Raw genomic sequence first — 13,974 nt, forward strand, 5'->3', positions numbered from 1 at the left:
AAATTATATTCAAAGAAAACAAATCAAAGTAATGGTTCTAAATACAAAGAAGACGTCCACTATGACATTTAGAATTGATGAAGATGTCCTAAGTAAACTTCGTTCAGAATCAAAACATCGAGAAACTAGTCTCAACACATTTGTCAATCACATATTCAAAAGATACGTAGAGTGGGATATGTATGAAGCAAAGGTGGGCATGGTTCCAATTGCAAAACCGATCATTGTTGAACTCTTTGGAAAGATGACTAAAGATCAAGCAATAGACATGGCTAATCGAATTGGTAAAAATGTAGTCAGAGATACTGCATTGTTCATGCAAGGAGATATGGGCCTTGATTCATTCATCACTTGGTTTGAAGCAAGAATGCGTGCATCTTCAATCGAGATAAACCATAACATGAAAAATAATATTCATACATTTATCATTAAACACGATCTTGGTGAGAACTGGTCATTATATCATACAACAGTGCTTGAATTAATTTTCCGAGAAGTTTTAGGGAAAAAGGTTGATTTTGACTATAATGTTGGTATGATGTCGTTCAAATTTGCTGAATAGGTGATTGCAAATGCTTGCAACTGAGTGCAATCTAACCGAGCATGTTATATTTTTGTAGTCTGTTGATGTATGCGTGCAGGTACTCCGACAGGGTAGAATTCTTGAAGGGGAAAACGCGGACAATATTTTAAAGATTATGTCCAATGACCAAGCCATGCAAATACTTCGAACTACTACTGACGCACCAAAATCTGCATGGGAGATTAGCACAAAATCTGGAATCCCTCTAACTCAAGTGTATAGGTGGGTTCGCAGACTTCACAACTCTGGGCTTGTACGTGTTTCGGGGGATACAAATTCCTCTGGTAAAAAATTCTTTATGTATCAAAGTAAGATAAATTCGATTAAAGTTTCATTGAACTCTTTTCCTGAACCTATAATTGAGATATCCTAGAAATTTACCTTATAGATATATTATACAGTAATTGGATCTTCTATGTTAAATTCGTGTTCAACAAAGTATTCTACTCTTGTTTTCTTGAATTCTCTTGAACTAAAAAGAATCTTGTAATCGTTAACCTCTACCTGCTTCTGGATTTGTTTTGCCATCTCTTCTGCATCTGCGATTGATTTACAATGTACCATGGAAAATACACTGTATGGCCAGTCTGGATATACTGGTCTTTGATAGCAATGACTTATCTGCGGAAAGGCACCAAGTTTTTCTCCAACTTCCTCAATTCTTTCATCTGGAACTTTCCATACTATCATACCGTTTGCAGTAAAGCCTACTTCCCTATGTCGTAAAATGGCTGCAAATCTTCGCATGACTCCTATTTCTTCATATTTTTTTACCTTTTCGAGGAGTTGCTCTTCAGTTATTCCAAGTTTTTGAGAAGATTTTAAAAACGGTCTTTCAATTATCTCTAAATCTTTTTGTAACTCACGTATGTAGTTTTTTTCTTCTTCAGTTGCAATAAATTTTGTTTCTGTAATTTTCTTTTTTTCTTCAGATGGTTTGACATCTGATTTCTTTTCTTCTACCATCTCAAGCTTTACTCCAATCTTAAATAATTTTATAGTAGGAAGTAGTCTTGTTTTTTTAATTCCTGGTAACTTGGAGAATTTATCTATCTCTGTTTTTAGATCAGCTCCTGGGGGAACTGCTAGAGTAAACCAAAGATTGTATTCGTGATTTCTCTCATAATTGTGAGATACGCCTGGATGTCTGTTTACTTGATTTGCAACATAATCTAATTTTTCTGACTCGATTGCCATTGCAACCAATGCACTCTTGTATCCTAACTTTCTTGTATCAAATATTGCGCTAATCTGTCTGATTATTCCTGCATCTTTGAGGACACGAAGTCTCTGCATCATATCCTGATCTGATAATCCAAATTTCTTTGCCATTTCCATATATGGTTTTGGTGTTAAAGGGAAAGTCCACTGGATCTCATTTAGAATCTCTTTGTCCAGATTATCCATGATAAATGCAAAGTCTACCATTACAATTAAAAATGTTGCCTAGATTCCCATAGAATCTATAAATATCATCCAAAGTCAGCGTGATTGATTGATAGTTGATCTGAATCTTAGGGGAGATTTGGTAATTATAGTAGGTGGAGGAAATGAGGGCCTAAAAAAAGTAAATACTCTTTTAACACAAGATTGCAAAATTCTTCTTATCAGTGATTCAACTAATAGGCAAATCCAAAACTATGTCAAACAAAAAAAAATATCTTTTAAACAAATGAAACTTGATAATGCAAATTTCCTACAAAAATATAAACCGTTTATGGTATTAGCTACAACAAACAATAAAGAACTTAATCGTAAAATTGTAGTACAAGCAAAGACGATGCGTTGTTATGCATATGCTTCCGATGATCCCGAAGTGAGTGATTTTGCATTTGGATCTGTAATTAACATCGCTGATACTGTACAAATCGCAATATCAACAGGAGGTCGAAGTCCTGCCATGGCAAGGAAATTAAAAATACAGGCCGAGCAAGTCTTTAAAAAATTAATTAAAAAAGAAGATATTTACCATATAAAACTACAAGATTTTGCCAGAAAAGCCGCCAAAGCAAAGATCTCTACCTTTCCTGAAAGAAGGAAGTTTCTCTACGGTGTTATGAATGACAATCATGTTAAACAATTAATACAAGATGGAAATCTAAAAAAAGCACAGAAGCGGGTTATGGAAATGCTAGGTGATCTAATCTGACAAGTGATGTAATCAACGCTAGAGTTACTTTTAGAAAATCGCCTATTCATATGCTTGAAAGATTCACTTTTCGAGATGTAGATTCTGCTTATGAATCATTTTTGAGACATTCTGGATTACAAGAATGCGTCATACTACAAACTTGTAATAGAGTTGAACTCTTTGGTTGTACTGTTACTACTGATCTTGAAAAAATAAAAAAAACATGGGCATCTGTTGCAGGACTAGAAGAAAATGCGTTTAAAGATAATCTTGAGATAAGCAAAGGAATTGATGCATATGCTCATTTACTCAAGCTCACATCTGGACTTGATTCTCTTGTAATAGGGGAGGAACAGATACTTGGCCAAATAAAAGACTCTATCAGCACTGCTCGCGGACTAAAGGCCTCTGGAGATAATCTCAATACTTTGTTTGACAAGGCAATTAGAGTTGGTTCTCGTGTACGTCAGGCAACTGGAATTGGAAAGGGTAGTATCTCTGTTGGTTCCATGGCAGTAAATCTTGCAGAAGAAAATGTTGATGATTTAAAATCAAAACATATTTTGTTAATTGGAACTGGAGAAGCAGCAAGTTTAGTTGCAAAATCCCTCAAAAAACGAGAAATTAATTTTCTTGTTACTAGTAGAACATTTGAACGTTCAAAAGCTTTTGCTGAAACTGCAGGCGGAATACCGATACCATTTGATGAAGCTACCTCTAATTTCAAATCAATCGATGTACTGTTTGTAGCCACAGTCGCGCCATATTTTCTTGTTACATATGATAGAGTAAAGGAAGCAATGGAATCTGGTAAGGATGGTATGCTCATAATGGATCTTTCTAATCCTAGAACTGTGGATGATAAGGTTGGAACTATTGATAAAATCAAAGTTATGAACATGGACCAGATTGCACAGATGGTAGATAAGAATATGCAGACTAGAATGGGAGTTGTATCATCAGCAGAACAAATTATTAATGAAGAGCTTCCTGTAGTAGAAGCAGCGATGAAGAGACTTGAAGTTGAACCAATCGTCACTAATGTATTCAAGGAGATAGACCAAGCGCGAGTCAAAGAACTAAAGAAGGCTCTTCAAATGCTAGGCGAAAAAGATGCACAAAAAATACGAATTATTGACCAACTTACTCAGGCAATAGTTGAAAATATCATGTCAATTCCTATGAATAATCTAAGAAAAGCCTCAGAACAAGGTGATTCTGAAATTCTAAAAACTGTCACAAAACTCTTTGATTATAAGACCAGAGAGTAACAAATTATATTGCTAAAAAAAGGTATTTTATCTAATGTCTTTTCCTAATTTAAGACTAAGACGTCTTAGAAAAACTGGTAAAATTAGGGAGCTTTTAGAAGAAGTAAGACTTTCCCCAAAGGATCTAATATGTCCAATTTTTGTCCAAGAGGATCTAAAATCAAAAATCCCTGGTAGTTCAATGCCTGGCATGGAGAGACTTGCGTTATCTGATGTGACAAACGAAGTAAATTCAATTGCAGAATTGAAAATTCCGGCAGTAATGGTATTTGGAATACCTACTCAGAAAGATGATCACGGTACATCAGCTTTTACCCCGAATGGAATCGTACAAAAAACAATTTCTGAAATTAGAAAGAATCTTGGAAATGATATTGCGATCATGGCTGATGTTTGTCTTTGTCAGTATACTAGTTCTGGTCATTGTGGGCTCGTTAAAGGAGATAAGATAGATAATGATTCCAGTCTTGAAACATTGGCAAAAATTGCAGTAAGTCAAGCTCAATCTGGGGTAGATGTCGTATCTCCTTCTGCTATGATGGATGGACAAGTAAAAGCAATAAGACAAGGTCTGGATGATGCTGGTTTTCACGATGTTGCAATAATGTCACACTCTGCAAAACATCGCTCTTCATTATATTCTCCTTTCAAAGATATGGCACATTCTGCTCCACAGTTTGGAGATAGAAAGACCTACCAATTACCATACACTAATCCAAAAGAAGCCATGCGTGAAGTTGAAACTGACATACAAGAAGGTGTAGACATTGTTATGATAAAACCCGCACTTGCCTATCTTGACTTGATCTATAGGACTAAAGCAAAATTCAACATACCTATAGCTGCATACAGCGTCTCAGGAGAATATGCTCTAGTCAAGGCGGCAGCTATGGCAGGATATGTTGATGAAACAGAGGTGACACTTGAAATTCTTACTGCAATCAAACGTGCTGGCGCAGATATGATAGTAACATATTTCTCAAAGGGTGCAGCAAAAGCACTTAATCAGAGATGAGAGAAGACCAATCATTTGAGATAACTCGTGCATATGATCTACTACCACATGTAGTTGGTGCAAGCTGGGCATCAATTTGGTTTAGGATGAACAAGAGAAGAAGACCTACAAAAGAAGAATTCAGAGAAAAAGTAGCTGAATATTTTAAGATGCTAGTTCCCCTTACTAACGCATTTCCAGAGGAAGAAAATTTCAAAGAAATAATTGGCTATATCAAAGAAAAGCATGAAGATGAAATTAGAAAAATTCTAACTGGTAATAATCCTGAAATTGAAACGAGATACAAAAGATATGTCGACTATGGCTAGATCTCTTTTTTTAATTCATCCAGAAAATTTTTCATTATTTTAATTCTATTTCTTGCCATTATTTTTCCAGTCTTCGTGTTCATTGTTTTTTCTAAAAGTAAAAGTTTCTTGTAAAAGTGATCTAATGTCCAATTCTTGTCATCTGGAGAGCGCTTCTTACAAAATGGATCATCTTTATTGTAAAATGGTCTGTTCTCAGCACCGCCTACTGCAAATGCTCTTGCTATTCCTATTGATCCTAATGCATCTAATCTATCAGCATCTTGCAATATTTTACCTTCCACTGTTTGAGGAACAACTCCTCTTGAAAAACTATGATCTCTAATAGCATCAGAAATGATTTTAATTTCATCATGGGTAAAATTGTATTTTTTTAAAATCTTTTTTGATTCTTCTGCACTCTCTAGAGAAGAATTTTTTGAACGAGGATCAGATTTTGGGTAAGAGATTATGTCGTGCAATAACACAGAAGCAGTAATCAATACCATGTCTGATTTTTCTTTTCTTGCAATTATTGTTGCGTTCTTAAGCACTCTCATAACATGCTCAAAGTCATGTGCGGTATCATTTTCTATCTCTTTTTTTACATATTCCTTTAATTTTTCTAATTTCAATTTGGTCATTAGAATTAATTACATTTTTATAAATTGAAGTTATCGAAATGTCTTTCTAGTTATAGTGTGAAGAAAAATTCAAGAAATGTTGTTGAATTTGGGAAATATTTCAAGTAATTGGATCCTAGAAACCTTGTTATATCAAAAAATAGAACAATAATCCAATATCCTTATTAATTAAATTCACGTATGGTTCCCATGAGTACTAAAGCGTGGAAGTGTTATAGGTGCAATTTGACCTTTACTGATGAATCCCACGCTGCTTTACATGAGGATCTTTCAAAACATAATGTTCGAGAGATTCAAATAGTAAAAGTATAGAAACTCAAATGAAATAATATCCTTGGAGATAACTGGATAGATAAATGTCATACTCAAATATTTCCAAGATGAATTTTGAAGTATCAGAAGAGCAAAAAATTTTTCTTGATAAGATAGATAGAGTTTGTAAATCAATTAGAGATCATGAAACAAAATGTTATCTAGATGAAAAATCAAATGACCGAGTAATTCCTGAATTTGGAGAAATAGGTATGCTTGGATGTCCTATATCGAAAAAATATGGAGGTCTTGGATATGATATTTTAACATATTTGTTTGCGATGGAAAGAATAGGACAAGAAGGAAATTCACTTCGTACCTTTTTCTCTGCGCATATATCAATTGGTCAAATGGTGATACAAAACTGGGGAAATGAGGAACAAAAAAAGAAGTATCTTTCAAATGCCACTACTGGTAATAGTATAATGGGTTTTGCACTAACAGAGCCAGATGCAGGAAGTGATCCTGGTAAGACTTCGACAAAATTTGAAGAACGTGGAGATAATTATGTTCTAAATGGAGTAAAACATTGGGTGGGAAATGGGACATTTGCTAAAGTTATAACAACATATGCGAGAGGAACTGACGGAAAAATTTCTGCGTTTATAGTAGATACAAACTCCGAGGGATTTCACGCAGAAGAGATGCATAACAAAATGGGATTGCTTACGGTGAAAAATGCAGAGATTACTTTTGAAAATTGTTTAGTTCCAAAACAAAATCTTCTTGGGAAAATTGGAAATGGTCTTAGTGTTGCATTTAGTGCATTAATTGATGGAAGATTGAGTGTAGCTGCAGGCGCTGTAGGAGTAATGAAAGATTGCCTTGATGAATCAATAACATACTCGCAAAAAAGAGAACAACATGGTTCTGTTCTTGCAAAAAAACAACTAATTCAGGAACACCTTGCTACAATGATTGTAAACATAGAAAGTTCCAGATGGCTAGTATATCGTGCAGGGGCAGCAAGGCAAAAACTCCATGATTATGTAGAAAACCTCAAAGAAAACGATGTAAATTGGCTATCTTTACTTGATCGAGAAAACAAGGAATATTCTTCACTGCGAAATAGGGTTGATAGGCTTGCCGCTATTGCCAAGTTGCACGCAACAAACGCTGCATTTGACTGTGCAAATAGGGCAGTTCAGGTCTTTGGCTCTTATGGATATCAGAAAACAAGCAGAGTAGCAAGACATTTTCTTGATTCTAGGGCAATTGTAATCTACGAAGGGGCAAACGAAGTGCTAAAACTCAAAATAGCATCACTTGAGATGGGTGACAAATATACTGCATACTAGCTTTTCATCAATACTTGGTGCATAATCTCTAGGCCTTCATGTATCTGCTCTCTTGTAATTATGAGTGGAGGTATAATTCTCATTGATTTTTGACCTGCTCCGAGAGTCAACAAACCATGTTTGAATAATTCGGTAAGTTTTTTGTCACGGTGTAATGTTGTATCAAATTCAACTCCTACCATCAAGCCTAATCCCCTTACATCTACTACGCCTTTTTTTCCAGTCATCTCTGTCAAACCTTTTCTAAGCATGTTGCCCATCTTTGTTGCATTATCTAATAACTTGTCTCGTTTTATTACCTCTATTACTCGTGAGCCAACTGCCATGTCAATTCTATTTCCTCCTCCCCATGTACTTGATAACACTGATCTTTGTCCTGGATCAAACTTTTTGTCATATGCAGTAGCTCCTATCTGTAATGCCTTTGCAGTACTCATGATGTCTGGTTTGATTCCATAATGCTCAAAGGCCCACCACTTGCCAGTATGACCTATTCCAGATTGAACTTCATCCAATATTAATGGGACTCCATACTTTGTTGCAAATTTTCTCAGATTTGAAATGAATTTTTTACTTGCGACATTGTAACCTCCTTCTCCTTGGATTATTTCAGTTAGGATGAATGCAATTTTATTCTCTTTTAATAGATTTTCTGCGGCGTCAATTTCTACATCGTCATCTTTTATGCAAAACTTGATTCTTTTTGATGGAAATTCTGGAAAATTATATTTCTGCACAGGTCTACTATGTGTAAAACTAAGAGCACCTAATGTCCTTCCATGAAATGCACCGGTACACGAAATTCCAGGAAGTGGACCTTTCTTTCTATATGCAATCTTTATTGCATTCTCAACAGCTTCTGCACCACTATTTATGAAAAACGTCTTAAAACCTGCAGGCAATATGGCTGAAATATTTTCTGCAAGATCGGCATGTTCTTGGCAGTAAAAATCCTGACCTGCAATCTTGTATGTCCCATTTGATGAATATGCTGCAAGTATTTCTATAATATCTGGATGTGAATATCCTAAAGGACAAGCTCCTATGTTGGATGTAAAATCAAGATACTTGTTACCATCTACATCTTCGATGATACAATTGTGTCCATGTGAAACAACCAACGAATACATGAATGTTGAATCATAAGCATGCTTTTTCATGGTATCAATAATACGCCTGGCTTTTGGCCCTGGTATTTTGTCCCTTGTCTCTATCTTCTCCATAGCATGATATGGAAAAATTTTCTAATAAACACTAGCATGTACCACCATGGGTGAAAATCACAGAGGATATGATGAACTAAATCGTAAACAGAGACAGAGAAGAGAAAAAAAGAAAAATGCAGAGAGTGGGATTTGAACCCACGAACCCCTAAGGGAAGGGATATCTTATAGAAGATCTTGAGTCCCTCTCGGTTGACCGGGCTTCGGTACCTCTGCAACGAGAGATCACTATACTGAATATATAACTGAAACCGTGACTGTATTGATTTTTGATTGCTTTTACTGCTCGCTTGCAATTTTCTCTGACATGGCAGGCATGGTATAGAAAAATTCATCTTCAAAACCAAAATCCTGTTTTCCAGTCTTTCTTAATGCTTCAAAATATCTCATACAATTCGTGTAAAACTCACTTGATTTGGATTGACTACTTGTCTGCATATGTATGGATTAAAAAAATAATGTTTGTATACCGATGTGAGAAATTTTAGACTAATAATATAAGAAGTTCTTTATTCTGTAGTTTCTTGAATTCCAAGCCACGCATAGCCTTTCTGTTCCAATTCATCGGCAAGCTCTTTTGGACCTTCTTTGATCATCTTTCCTTGTGCCATTACATGAACAAAATCAAGCTTGTCTAGGAATTTTAGAATTCTTGCATAATGGGTGATGACAATTACTGTGGCATCTTTTCTTGAGACTGAACTGATGGCTTTTGCTACTGCTTGTACTGCATCAATATCTAAACCTGAATCTGGTTCATCAAGAATGGATATTCTTGGCTGTAATACTGCCATCTGTAAAACCTCTGATCTTTTTTTCTCTCCACCCGAAAATCCTTCATTGAGGTATCTTGATAAGAAATCATGTTTTAGTCCTACTTCATCAAGATTTTTCTTCAGATAGTTTTGAAATTCTCTGACTGTAAGAAAAACTTCTCTTTTTTCATCTCCAAGTGACTTGCTTAATGCATTGTATGCCGTTCTTAGAAAATGTGAGTAACCTACCCCCGAAACTTCTGTTGGATATTGAAATGCCAAGAACAATCCTTTCTTTGCTCTTTCATCAGGGGAAAGACCAAGTATACTTTCTCCATCTAGTAAAATATCTCCTTTTGTAACTTCATACTTTGGATGACCTAAAATCGTATATGATAAAGTACTCTTACCAGATCCGTTTGGTCCCATGATGGCATGAACTTCGCCTGGACCTGTTTTGAGATTTACTCCCTTGAGAATTTCTTTACCGTCTCTTTGTACGTGAAGATCTTTAATCTCAAGTGTTGCCATTATCTTTACAAGATGATTTTGGATATATAAGCTAACAAAAAATTAGCTAGCGCTAATTCTAATTCTAAGAATTTAGAATGATCTTATCATACGTAAGTGATTCAAAATGTATCTTACTGACTACTGATTGTCTTTGAATGATTTGTATTTGGTGTATGTTGGAGAGGTTTTCCAAGTGTTGTGGCATTCTTGGCGTAATATGTTTACACTATCTTTCTTTAGTCTTCAGATGATTCTTAAAGGAAAACAGCATCACTGAAAAATTAAACTCCTTTGTGGTTAAAGGTATGTGGATTGATTTTGAAGACAATGCCATGATTCTAAAAATAATTCTTACACATTCGTGTCGGAAAAATTCTATTGAACGATGTGTCAAGACGAATGCCTTTTTCTCTATTTTGTCACTGTATTCAAACAAGGTTGGTTCGTACTTGAGATAATAAAAGAAGATTATTCTTACATATTTTACATACCTGTGATCTATTTTATAGCAAAGAAAATTTAGCCAATCTAGAAAACTATCTTTTTCATATTGATGACTTTTATTCATGGTGTGATATTTTGTTGCGTCGTTTACCCTGGTATATGAGCTATTTTTTACACGTAGGGTATGATACGCCTCGGCTATCATTTTGAATTTTACACCGTCTTTTGCAGATGTATTTTTGTCAGGATGATATTCTAAGGCAAGTCTACGATATGCATCCTTTATCTCATTTATGGGTGCGCCTTCGCTCACGCCAAGTAATTTGTAACACTGACTACTGTCCAATGATTAGATATTACTTGATCCGTTTTAATAAAGTTTGATCGCATTTTTCTTGGTATATTTGTAAACTAGAATCTTAGATGTTGCTTGGAATCATCTTTACTCTTCCAAGTACTACAACTGCTCCTACCATTATTGCAACAACCAATCCTATGATGGAAACTGGAAATTCTGGTACGGCGGGTGCTTGTGAAGGGCTTGAAATCTGAAGAGTGTTAACCATGCTGTCAAAAGCTGCAACTTGGGAATCATACCCTGAAGAAGAGTTTGCTCTATAACTTAGCATGATATTTGCCGAACCTGTTTGAGTCGTCTCAGCCTTGGATTTCATTTCAATAGGATTCTCATTAGAATCTGTCCCTGTACAGTCTTTTGTTAACACGTTAAGATTCAAACCGTTGACAGTATTAGTTGATGTAGAATTAGTACATGTTAATCCCTGCATGGTTCTCATCGTATATTGAGAAGTTGTTGAACTAATTGGGGTCATGGACATGCTAATTGTAATTGGTGGACGTGGGGCTCCCTGCGTTGATTGATATCCTCCTGGTGCTATCATTACTCTAGTACTTCCTGAAGTTGATTTCATCTCAAAACCACTCCATCCATCTGGAAGTGTTATCTGTACTCCAAAGTTAGAATTGGTATAAGTGCCATTTACAGGAGTATGTGTACCCTGGAATTGGTGTTGACTTCCAGTTCCATTTCCACCTTGGTATCCTTGACCTCCTTGTACTGGGGATTGTGCACTAGCTTGTGTCGCAAATATCATACTTGTAACAAACACTACAGCAATTAATCCTAAAAGTAAAATGGGTTTCAATATACTCAATTATTTTTCAGAGATATTTATGTATTAGTTAACAAAGTTCTTGATGCTAGAACCTTTCAATTTTCTTACTGCTTAATCCTTTTTCCTATGATGATTTTACAGTCTTTGGTCTTTAGTACTATTCATCGCCTAATTCTTTGTCTACTTTATCTTGGAGTGATTTGAATTTGGTGAATCGCTTGCTCCAATGTACAAAGAATTTGTACTCCTTAATTGCTATAAGCAATAGGATTACAGCAAATATTATTGAGATTATTATGAATACCCGTAATCCTAAAAATATGGATGTAGTATGAGTACGGTTTGCTTGCCCTGTAGGTACTTCCCTTATGACCGTGCCATTTTGATCAACTAGTTGAAGGTGTGCTCCTGGTGGAATGTGACGAAGTTCATTTCCACTTCCTTGCTGTGTTTCTAATTGTCTTATACTGTAATCAGGATGTTCGAGTAAAATTCCTCCTAGTATTATTGCGGCAGGTCCAAAAAATAATGCGGTTGCAATAAAAGTCAGAAATAACCGTCTTGACCTGTTAGTATGAGCTAAAAGTTCGTCTAAAATTTTTAAAATATTGTCAGATTTTCTTCCCTCGTCTTTGTCTTCTGGCATTTTCTCTTTTTTAGGAGAATTGTTCTCAGGCTCTGACATTTACTAGATTTCCCCTATTTGCATTAAAAATGCTTCGCTAACTTTGTTCTTCAACGTGTCTCTCCTTCCTAGGAAACATATCCTCATATGGCTCTAAAATTAATTTGAAAAACTCCCGTCCCTTTTGAGTCACTGAGTATTTTATTATCTTTTTATTTCCCCATGCCTGCTCGGCCCTATCTATGAAGCCTTTTTTCTCAAGGCTTTCAAGAATGTCTTTATGTTTCATTAAATTCAAGCCACAATAGCTGAGAAGTGATGTCTGATTGAGCTCACCATGCTCTGTTAATTTTAAAATAATGTCTTTTCGTATGTAAATTCTATCTCTATATTCGTGTGACAAGTTATAGTTTGATGCGGTATCAGTCAAGTATTAATCTTTATTCGTAATTATTTTATTTGGGCCAAAAGTTGTATTTTCAGCAGCATTTGCCATTCAGTAACAATGTTACTGAACAAAGTTTGATAAGTGTTTTATCTGAAATTAATGATTCTTAGATATGGAATTTGATATGCAATCAGTTCAAAACACTAGTCAAAAAAATTTTTCTCAAGAAAGACTTGAATCTTTTTGCAATGAGATCCTTAATTTAGATCCTAAAATTAGATTTGTCGGAATCATTACTGATAAGGGAAAACTGCTTGCCGAAAATAAGAGAAAAGGATTGAAAGTTTTCATCGATCCCAAAGACCTAGAGATCTTGTTAATGGAAACTGCATTAGGAGTACGTATGCGTAGAGTACACGATGACCAGCTTGGACCAGTAAATTTCACAATTTCATATGGGCAAAACTCAATATCTATAATCTTTCCATTGGAGACCCAAATGTTATGCATCACCGCCGAAAAAGATTTAGATTTTTTAAAAATTCCGTTTTTTATACTAAAACTCTTGGAAGAAAAAATTGTCAAAAAGGATTAAAATTATATGCAAAAATCCCACAGATCATCAATTATGAATTTCAATGTTGGTAATAGATTTGGTCACTAAAACAAAACGATTTGGAATAATTGTATTTTCTGATATGCTGTTATTAGATCTAAAAAACACTGGGTATTGCCTAACTCGCACTAATTTGCTAACAAATGAGATGTGAAAAATATAATGTTTCATAAAGAAAAAGACTTTCAATGTAAAATACACAAAATGCAATTTAGTGATATTATCAGATTAGAGCGTCACTCAAAAGTTGTACATCCGACAAAACATGATGGATTTAGGCAAAAATGGTATTGGGATAATTAATACATGTTTTTTAAAAATTTTTTGGGGGACACATTATATTATAATCAAGGAATTTTCTTATTGTACGATCTTTTTAGAAAGGGAGATCAAAATAATGCAGATTAAACTAGAACCCAAAGATGTTGCAAGACTTGATACATTTGGAAATAACAAGTGTAGAAAATGTGCTCTTGGATTTGTGGAAGGCGACACGGTATTACGAATTGGAGCAAGACCTCCAAAATATTTTCATCTGGAATGTTTCAAACCGTATTAGGCGTATATCTTATTTCCTTATTTGAAAATCATCTTAATCTTCACTAACAATGTTCTTGAACAAGGTTTGACAAGTGTTTTATGTAAAAAAATTAACTAAAATATCATGATATCGCATACTTTGGAAATATTTACTTTAATGAATTTATTAATATTGAGGGATTAAGATATGAAT

At 34.9% G+C, this 13,974-nt stretch carries 18 protein-coding genes and 1 tRNA gene; 10 read left to right on the forward strand and 9 right to left on the reverse strand.

The window, feature by feature from the left end:
- The first annotated feature begins 31 nt into the window (after positions 1-31).
- Both C0Q33_RS04210 and C0Q33_RS04215 read left to right on the forward strand, forming a co-directional pair.
- Positions 32-562 (forward strand): hypothetical protein, encoded by a 531-nt coding sequence (locus tag C0Q33_RS04210; protein WP_101477334.1) that lies wholly within the window; start codon positions 32-34, stop codon positions 560-562.
- A 154-nt stretch (positions 563-716) separates the two neighbouring features.
- Positions 717-956, forward strand: coding sequence for a TrmB family transcriptional regulator (locus C0Q33_RS04215; RefSeq protein WP_165776426.1), 240 nt, complete (start codon positions 717-719; stop codon positions 954-956).
- 20 nt (positions 957-976) lie between these two features.
- Here C0Q33_RS04215 and ahbA read toward each other — a convergent pair whose 3' ends face one another.
- Positions 977-1,990 (reverse strand): siroheme decarboxylase subunit alpha, encoded by a 1,014-nt coding sequence (gene ahbA / locus C0Q33_RS04220; RefSeq protein WP_101477615.1) that lies wholly within the window; start codon positions 1,988-1,990, stop codon positions 977-979.
- An 88-nt stretch (positions 1,991-2,078) separates the two neighbouring features.
- On the opposite strand from ahbA, the gene C0Q33_RS04225 reads away from it, so the two are divergent.
- From C0Q33_RS04225 to C0Q33_RS04240, 4 genes are read left to right on the forward strand one after another with little or no spacing between them, the layout of a single operon-like run.
- Positions 2,079-2,732: a precorrin-2 dehydrogenase/sirohydrochlorin ferrochelatase family protein gene (locus C0Q33_RS04225; protein ID WP_101477336.1), complete on the forward strand. Its 654-nt coding sequence runs from the start codon at positions 2,079-2,081 to the stop codon at positions 2,730-2,732.
- Positions 2,729-3,985: a glutamyl-tRNA reductase gene (gene hemA, locus C0Q33_RS04230; RefSeq protein ID WP_101477337.1), complete on the forward strand. Its 1,257-nt coding sequence runs from the start codon at positions 2,729-2,731 to the stop codon at positions 3,983-3,985. Before C0Q33_RS04225 ends, hemA begins: the two co-directional genes overlap by 4 nt.
- A 34-nt stretch (positions 3,986-4,019) precedes the next feature.
- Complete coding sequence (gene hemB, locus C0Q33_RS04235; protein WP_101477338.1) at positions 4,020-5,000, forward strand: porphobilinogen synthase; 981 nt, start codon at positions 4,020-4,022, stop codon at positions 4,998-5,000.
- On the forward strand, positions 4,997-5,308 hold the full coding sequence (locus C0Q33_RS04240; protein WP_101477339.1) for a hypothetical protein: 312 nt from the start codon (positions 4,997-4,999) through the stop codon (positions 5,306-5,308). The genes hemB and C0Q33_RS04240 overlap by 4 nt, the downstream gene beginning before the upstream one ends.
- Here the strand turns inward: C0Q33_RS04240 and C0Q33_RS04245 are convergent.
- Complete coding sequence (locus C0Q33_RS04245; RefSeq protein ID WP_177996800.1) at positions 5,305-5,931, reverse strand: HD domain-containing protein; 627 nt, start codon at positions 5,929-5,931, stop codon at positions 5,305-5,307. The two genes, C0Q33_RS04240 and C0Q33_RS04245, sit on opposite strands and share 4 nt — an antisense overlap.
- Before the next feature lie 189 nt (positions 5,932-6,120).
- Here C0Q33_RS04245 and C0Q33_RS09570 point away from each other — a divergent pair, with 189 nt between their 5' ends.
- Positions 6,121-6,243: a hypothetical protein gene (locus tag C0Q33_RS09570; RefSeq protein ID WP_281258821.1), complete on the forward strand. Its 123-nt coding sequence runs from the start codon at positions 6,121-6,123 to the stop codon at positions 6,241-6,243.
- A gap of 44 nt (positions 6,244-6,287) precedes the next feature.
- Positions 6,288-7,541 (forward strand): acyl-CoA dehydrogenase family protein, encoded by a 1,254-nt coding sequence (locus tag C0Q33_RS04255; protein ID WP_101477340.1) that lies wholly within the window; start codon positions 6,288-6,290, stop codon positions 7,539-7,541.
- On the opposite strand, the gene C0Q33_RS04260 is transcribed toward C0Q33_RS04255, so the two are convergent.
- The 7 genes from C0Q33_RS04260 to C0Q33_RS04290 form a co-directional block, all read right to left on the reverse strand.
- The gene (locus C0Q33_RS04260) at positions 7,538-8,764 is read right to left on the reverse strand and encodes an aminotransferase class III-fold pyridoxal phosphate-dependent enzyme (protein ID WP_101477341.1); all 1,227 of its coding nucleotides are present in this window, start codon (positions 8,762-8,764) and stop codon (positions 7,538-7,540) included. The genes C0Q33_RS04255 and C0Q33_RS04260 overlap by 4 nt on opposite strands.
- 117 nt (positions 8,765-8,881) lie before the next feature.
- Positions 8,882-8,980 (reverse strand) — tRNA-Leu (locus C0Q33_RS04265).
- A 293-nt stretch (positions 8,981-9,273) separates the two neighbouring features.
- Positions 9,274-10,050: a Fe-S cluster assembly ATPase SufC gene (gene sufC / locus C0Q33_RS04270; protein ID WP_101477342.1), complete on the reverse strand. Its 777-nt coding sequence runs from the start codon at positions 10,048-10,050 to the stop codon at positions 9,274-9,276.
- A gap of 208 nt (positions 10,051-10,258) precedes the next feature.
- Positions 10,259-10,822: a DnaJ domain-containing protein gene (locus C0Q33_RS09575; RefSeq protein ID WP_101477343.1), complete on the reverse strand. Its 564-nt coding sequence runs from the start codon at positions 10,820-10,822 to the stop codon at positions 10,259-10,261.
- Positions 10,823-10,895: 73 nt separating this feature from the next.
- Positions 10,896-11,642 carry a hypothetical protein gene (locus C0Q33_RS04280; protein ID WP_101477344.1) on the reverse strand — a complete coding sequence of 249 codons (747 nt, stop codon included), beginning with the start codon at positions 11,640-11,642 and terminating at the stop codon, positions 10,896-10,898.
- Between the two features lie 127 nt (positions 11,643-11,769).
- Entirely contained in the window at positions 11,770-12,297 is a 528-nt protein-coding gene (locus C0Q33_RS04285; RefSeq protein WP_101477345.1) for a hypothetical protein, read from the reverse strand.
- 37 nt (positions 12,298-12,334) lie between these two features.
- On the reverse strand, positions 12,335-12,667 hold the full coding sequence (locus tag C0Q33_RS04290; protein WP_245867313.1) for a winged helix-turn-helix domain-containing protein: 333 nt from the start codon (positions 12,665-12,667) through the stop codon (positions 12,335-12,337).
- A gap of 130 nt (positions 12,668-12,797) precedes the next feature.
- On the opposite strand from C0Q33_RS04290, the gene C0Q33_RS04295 reads away from it, so the two are divergent.
- Both C0Q33_RS04295 and C0Q33_RS09230 read left to right on the forward strand, forming a co-directional pair.
- On the forward strand, positions 12,798-13,220 hold the full coding sequence (locus C0Q33_RS04295) for a DUF6659 family protein (protein ID WP_101477347.1): 423 nt from the start codon (positions 12,798-12,800) through the stop codon (positions 13,218-13,220).
- 418 nt (positions 13,221-13,638) lie between these two features.
- The gene (locus C0Q33_RS09230; RefSeq protein WP_165776427.1) at positions 13,639-13,800 is read left to right on the forward strand and encodes a hypothetical protein; all 162 of its coding nucleotides are present in this window, start codon (positions 13,639-13,641) and stop codon (positions 13,798-13,800) included.
- Positions 13,801-13,974: the final 174 nt, after the last annotated feature.

The organism is Candidatus Nitrosotalea bavarica, from assembly GCF_900167955.1.
Lineage (GTDB): Archaea > Thermoproteota > Nitrososphaeria > Nitrososphaerales > Nitrosopumilaceae > Nitrosotalea > Nitrosotalea bavarica.

What these genes read in the sequence shown, in the direction of transcription:
- C0Q33_RS04210 (WP_101477334.1), top strand. Translation starts at nt 32, where the DNA reads ATGGTTCTAAATACAAAGAAGACGTCCACTATGACATTTAGAATTGAT.
- C0Q33_RS04215 (WP_165776426.1), top strand. Translation starts at nt 717, where the DNA reads ATGCAAATACTTCGAACTACTACTGACGCACCAAAATCTGCATGGGAG.
- ahbA (WP_101477615.1), bottom strand. Translation starts at nt 1,990, where the DNA reads ATGGATAATCTGGACAAAGAGATTCTAAATGAGATCCAGTGGACTTTC.
- hemB (WP_101477338.1), top strand. Translation starts at nt 4,020, where the DNA reads ATGTCTTTTCCTAATTTAAGACTAAGACGTCTTAGAAAAACTGGTAAA.
- C0Q33_RS04240 (WP_101477339.1), top strand. Translation starts at nt 4,997, where the DNA reads ATGAGAGAAGACCAATCATTTGAGATAACTCGTGCATATGATCTACTA.
- C0Q33_RS04245 (WP_177996800.1), bottom strand. Translation starts at nt 5,931, where the DNA reads ATGACCAAATTGAAATTAGAAAAATTAAAGGAATATGTAAAAAAAGAG.
- C0Q33_RS09570 (WP_281258821.1), top strand. Translation starts at nt 6,121, where the DNA reads ATGAGTACTAAAGCGTGGAAGTGTTATAGGTGCAATTTGACCTTTACT.
- C0Q33_RS04255 (WP_101477340.1), top strand. Translation starts at nt 6,288, where the DNA reads ATGTCATACTCAAATATTTCCAAGATGAATTTTGAAGTATCAGAAGAG.
- C0Q33_RS04260 (WP_101477341.1), bottom strand. Translation starts at nt 8,764, where the DNA reads ATGGAGAAGATAGAGACAAGGGACAAAATACCAGGGCCAAAAGCCAGG.
- sufC (WP_101477342.1), bottom strand. Translation starts at nt 10,050, where the DNA reads ATGGCAACACTTGAGATTAAAGATCTTCACGTACAAAGAGACGGTAAA.
- C0Q33_RS04285 (WP_101477345.1), bottom strand. Translation starts at nt 12,297, where the DNA reads ATGTCAGAGCCTGAGAACAATTCTCCTAAAAAAGAGAAAATGCCAGAA.
- C0Q33_RS04295 (WP_101477347.1), top strand. Translation starts at nt 12,798, where the DNA reads ATGGAATTTGATATGCAATCAGTTCAAAACACTAGTCAAAAAAATTTT.
- C0Q33_RS09230 (WP_165776427.1), top strand. Translation starts at nt 13,639, where the DNA reads ATGCAGATTAAACTAGAACCCAAAGATGTTGCAAGACTTGATACATTT.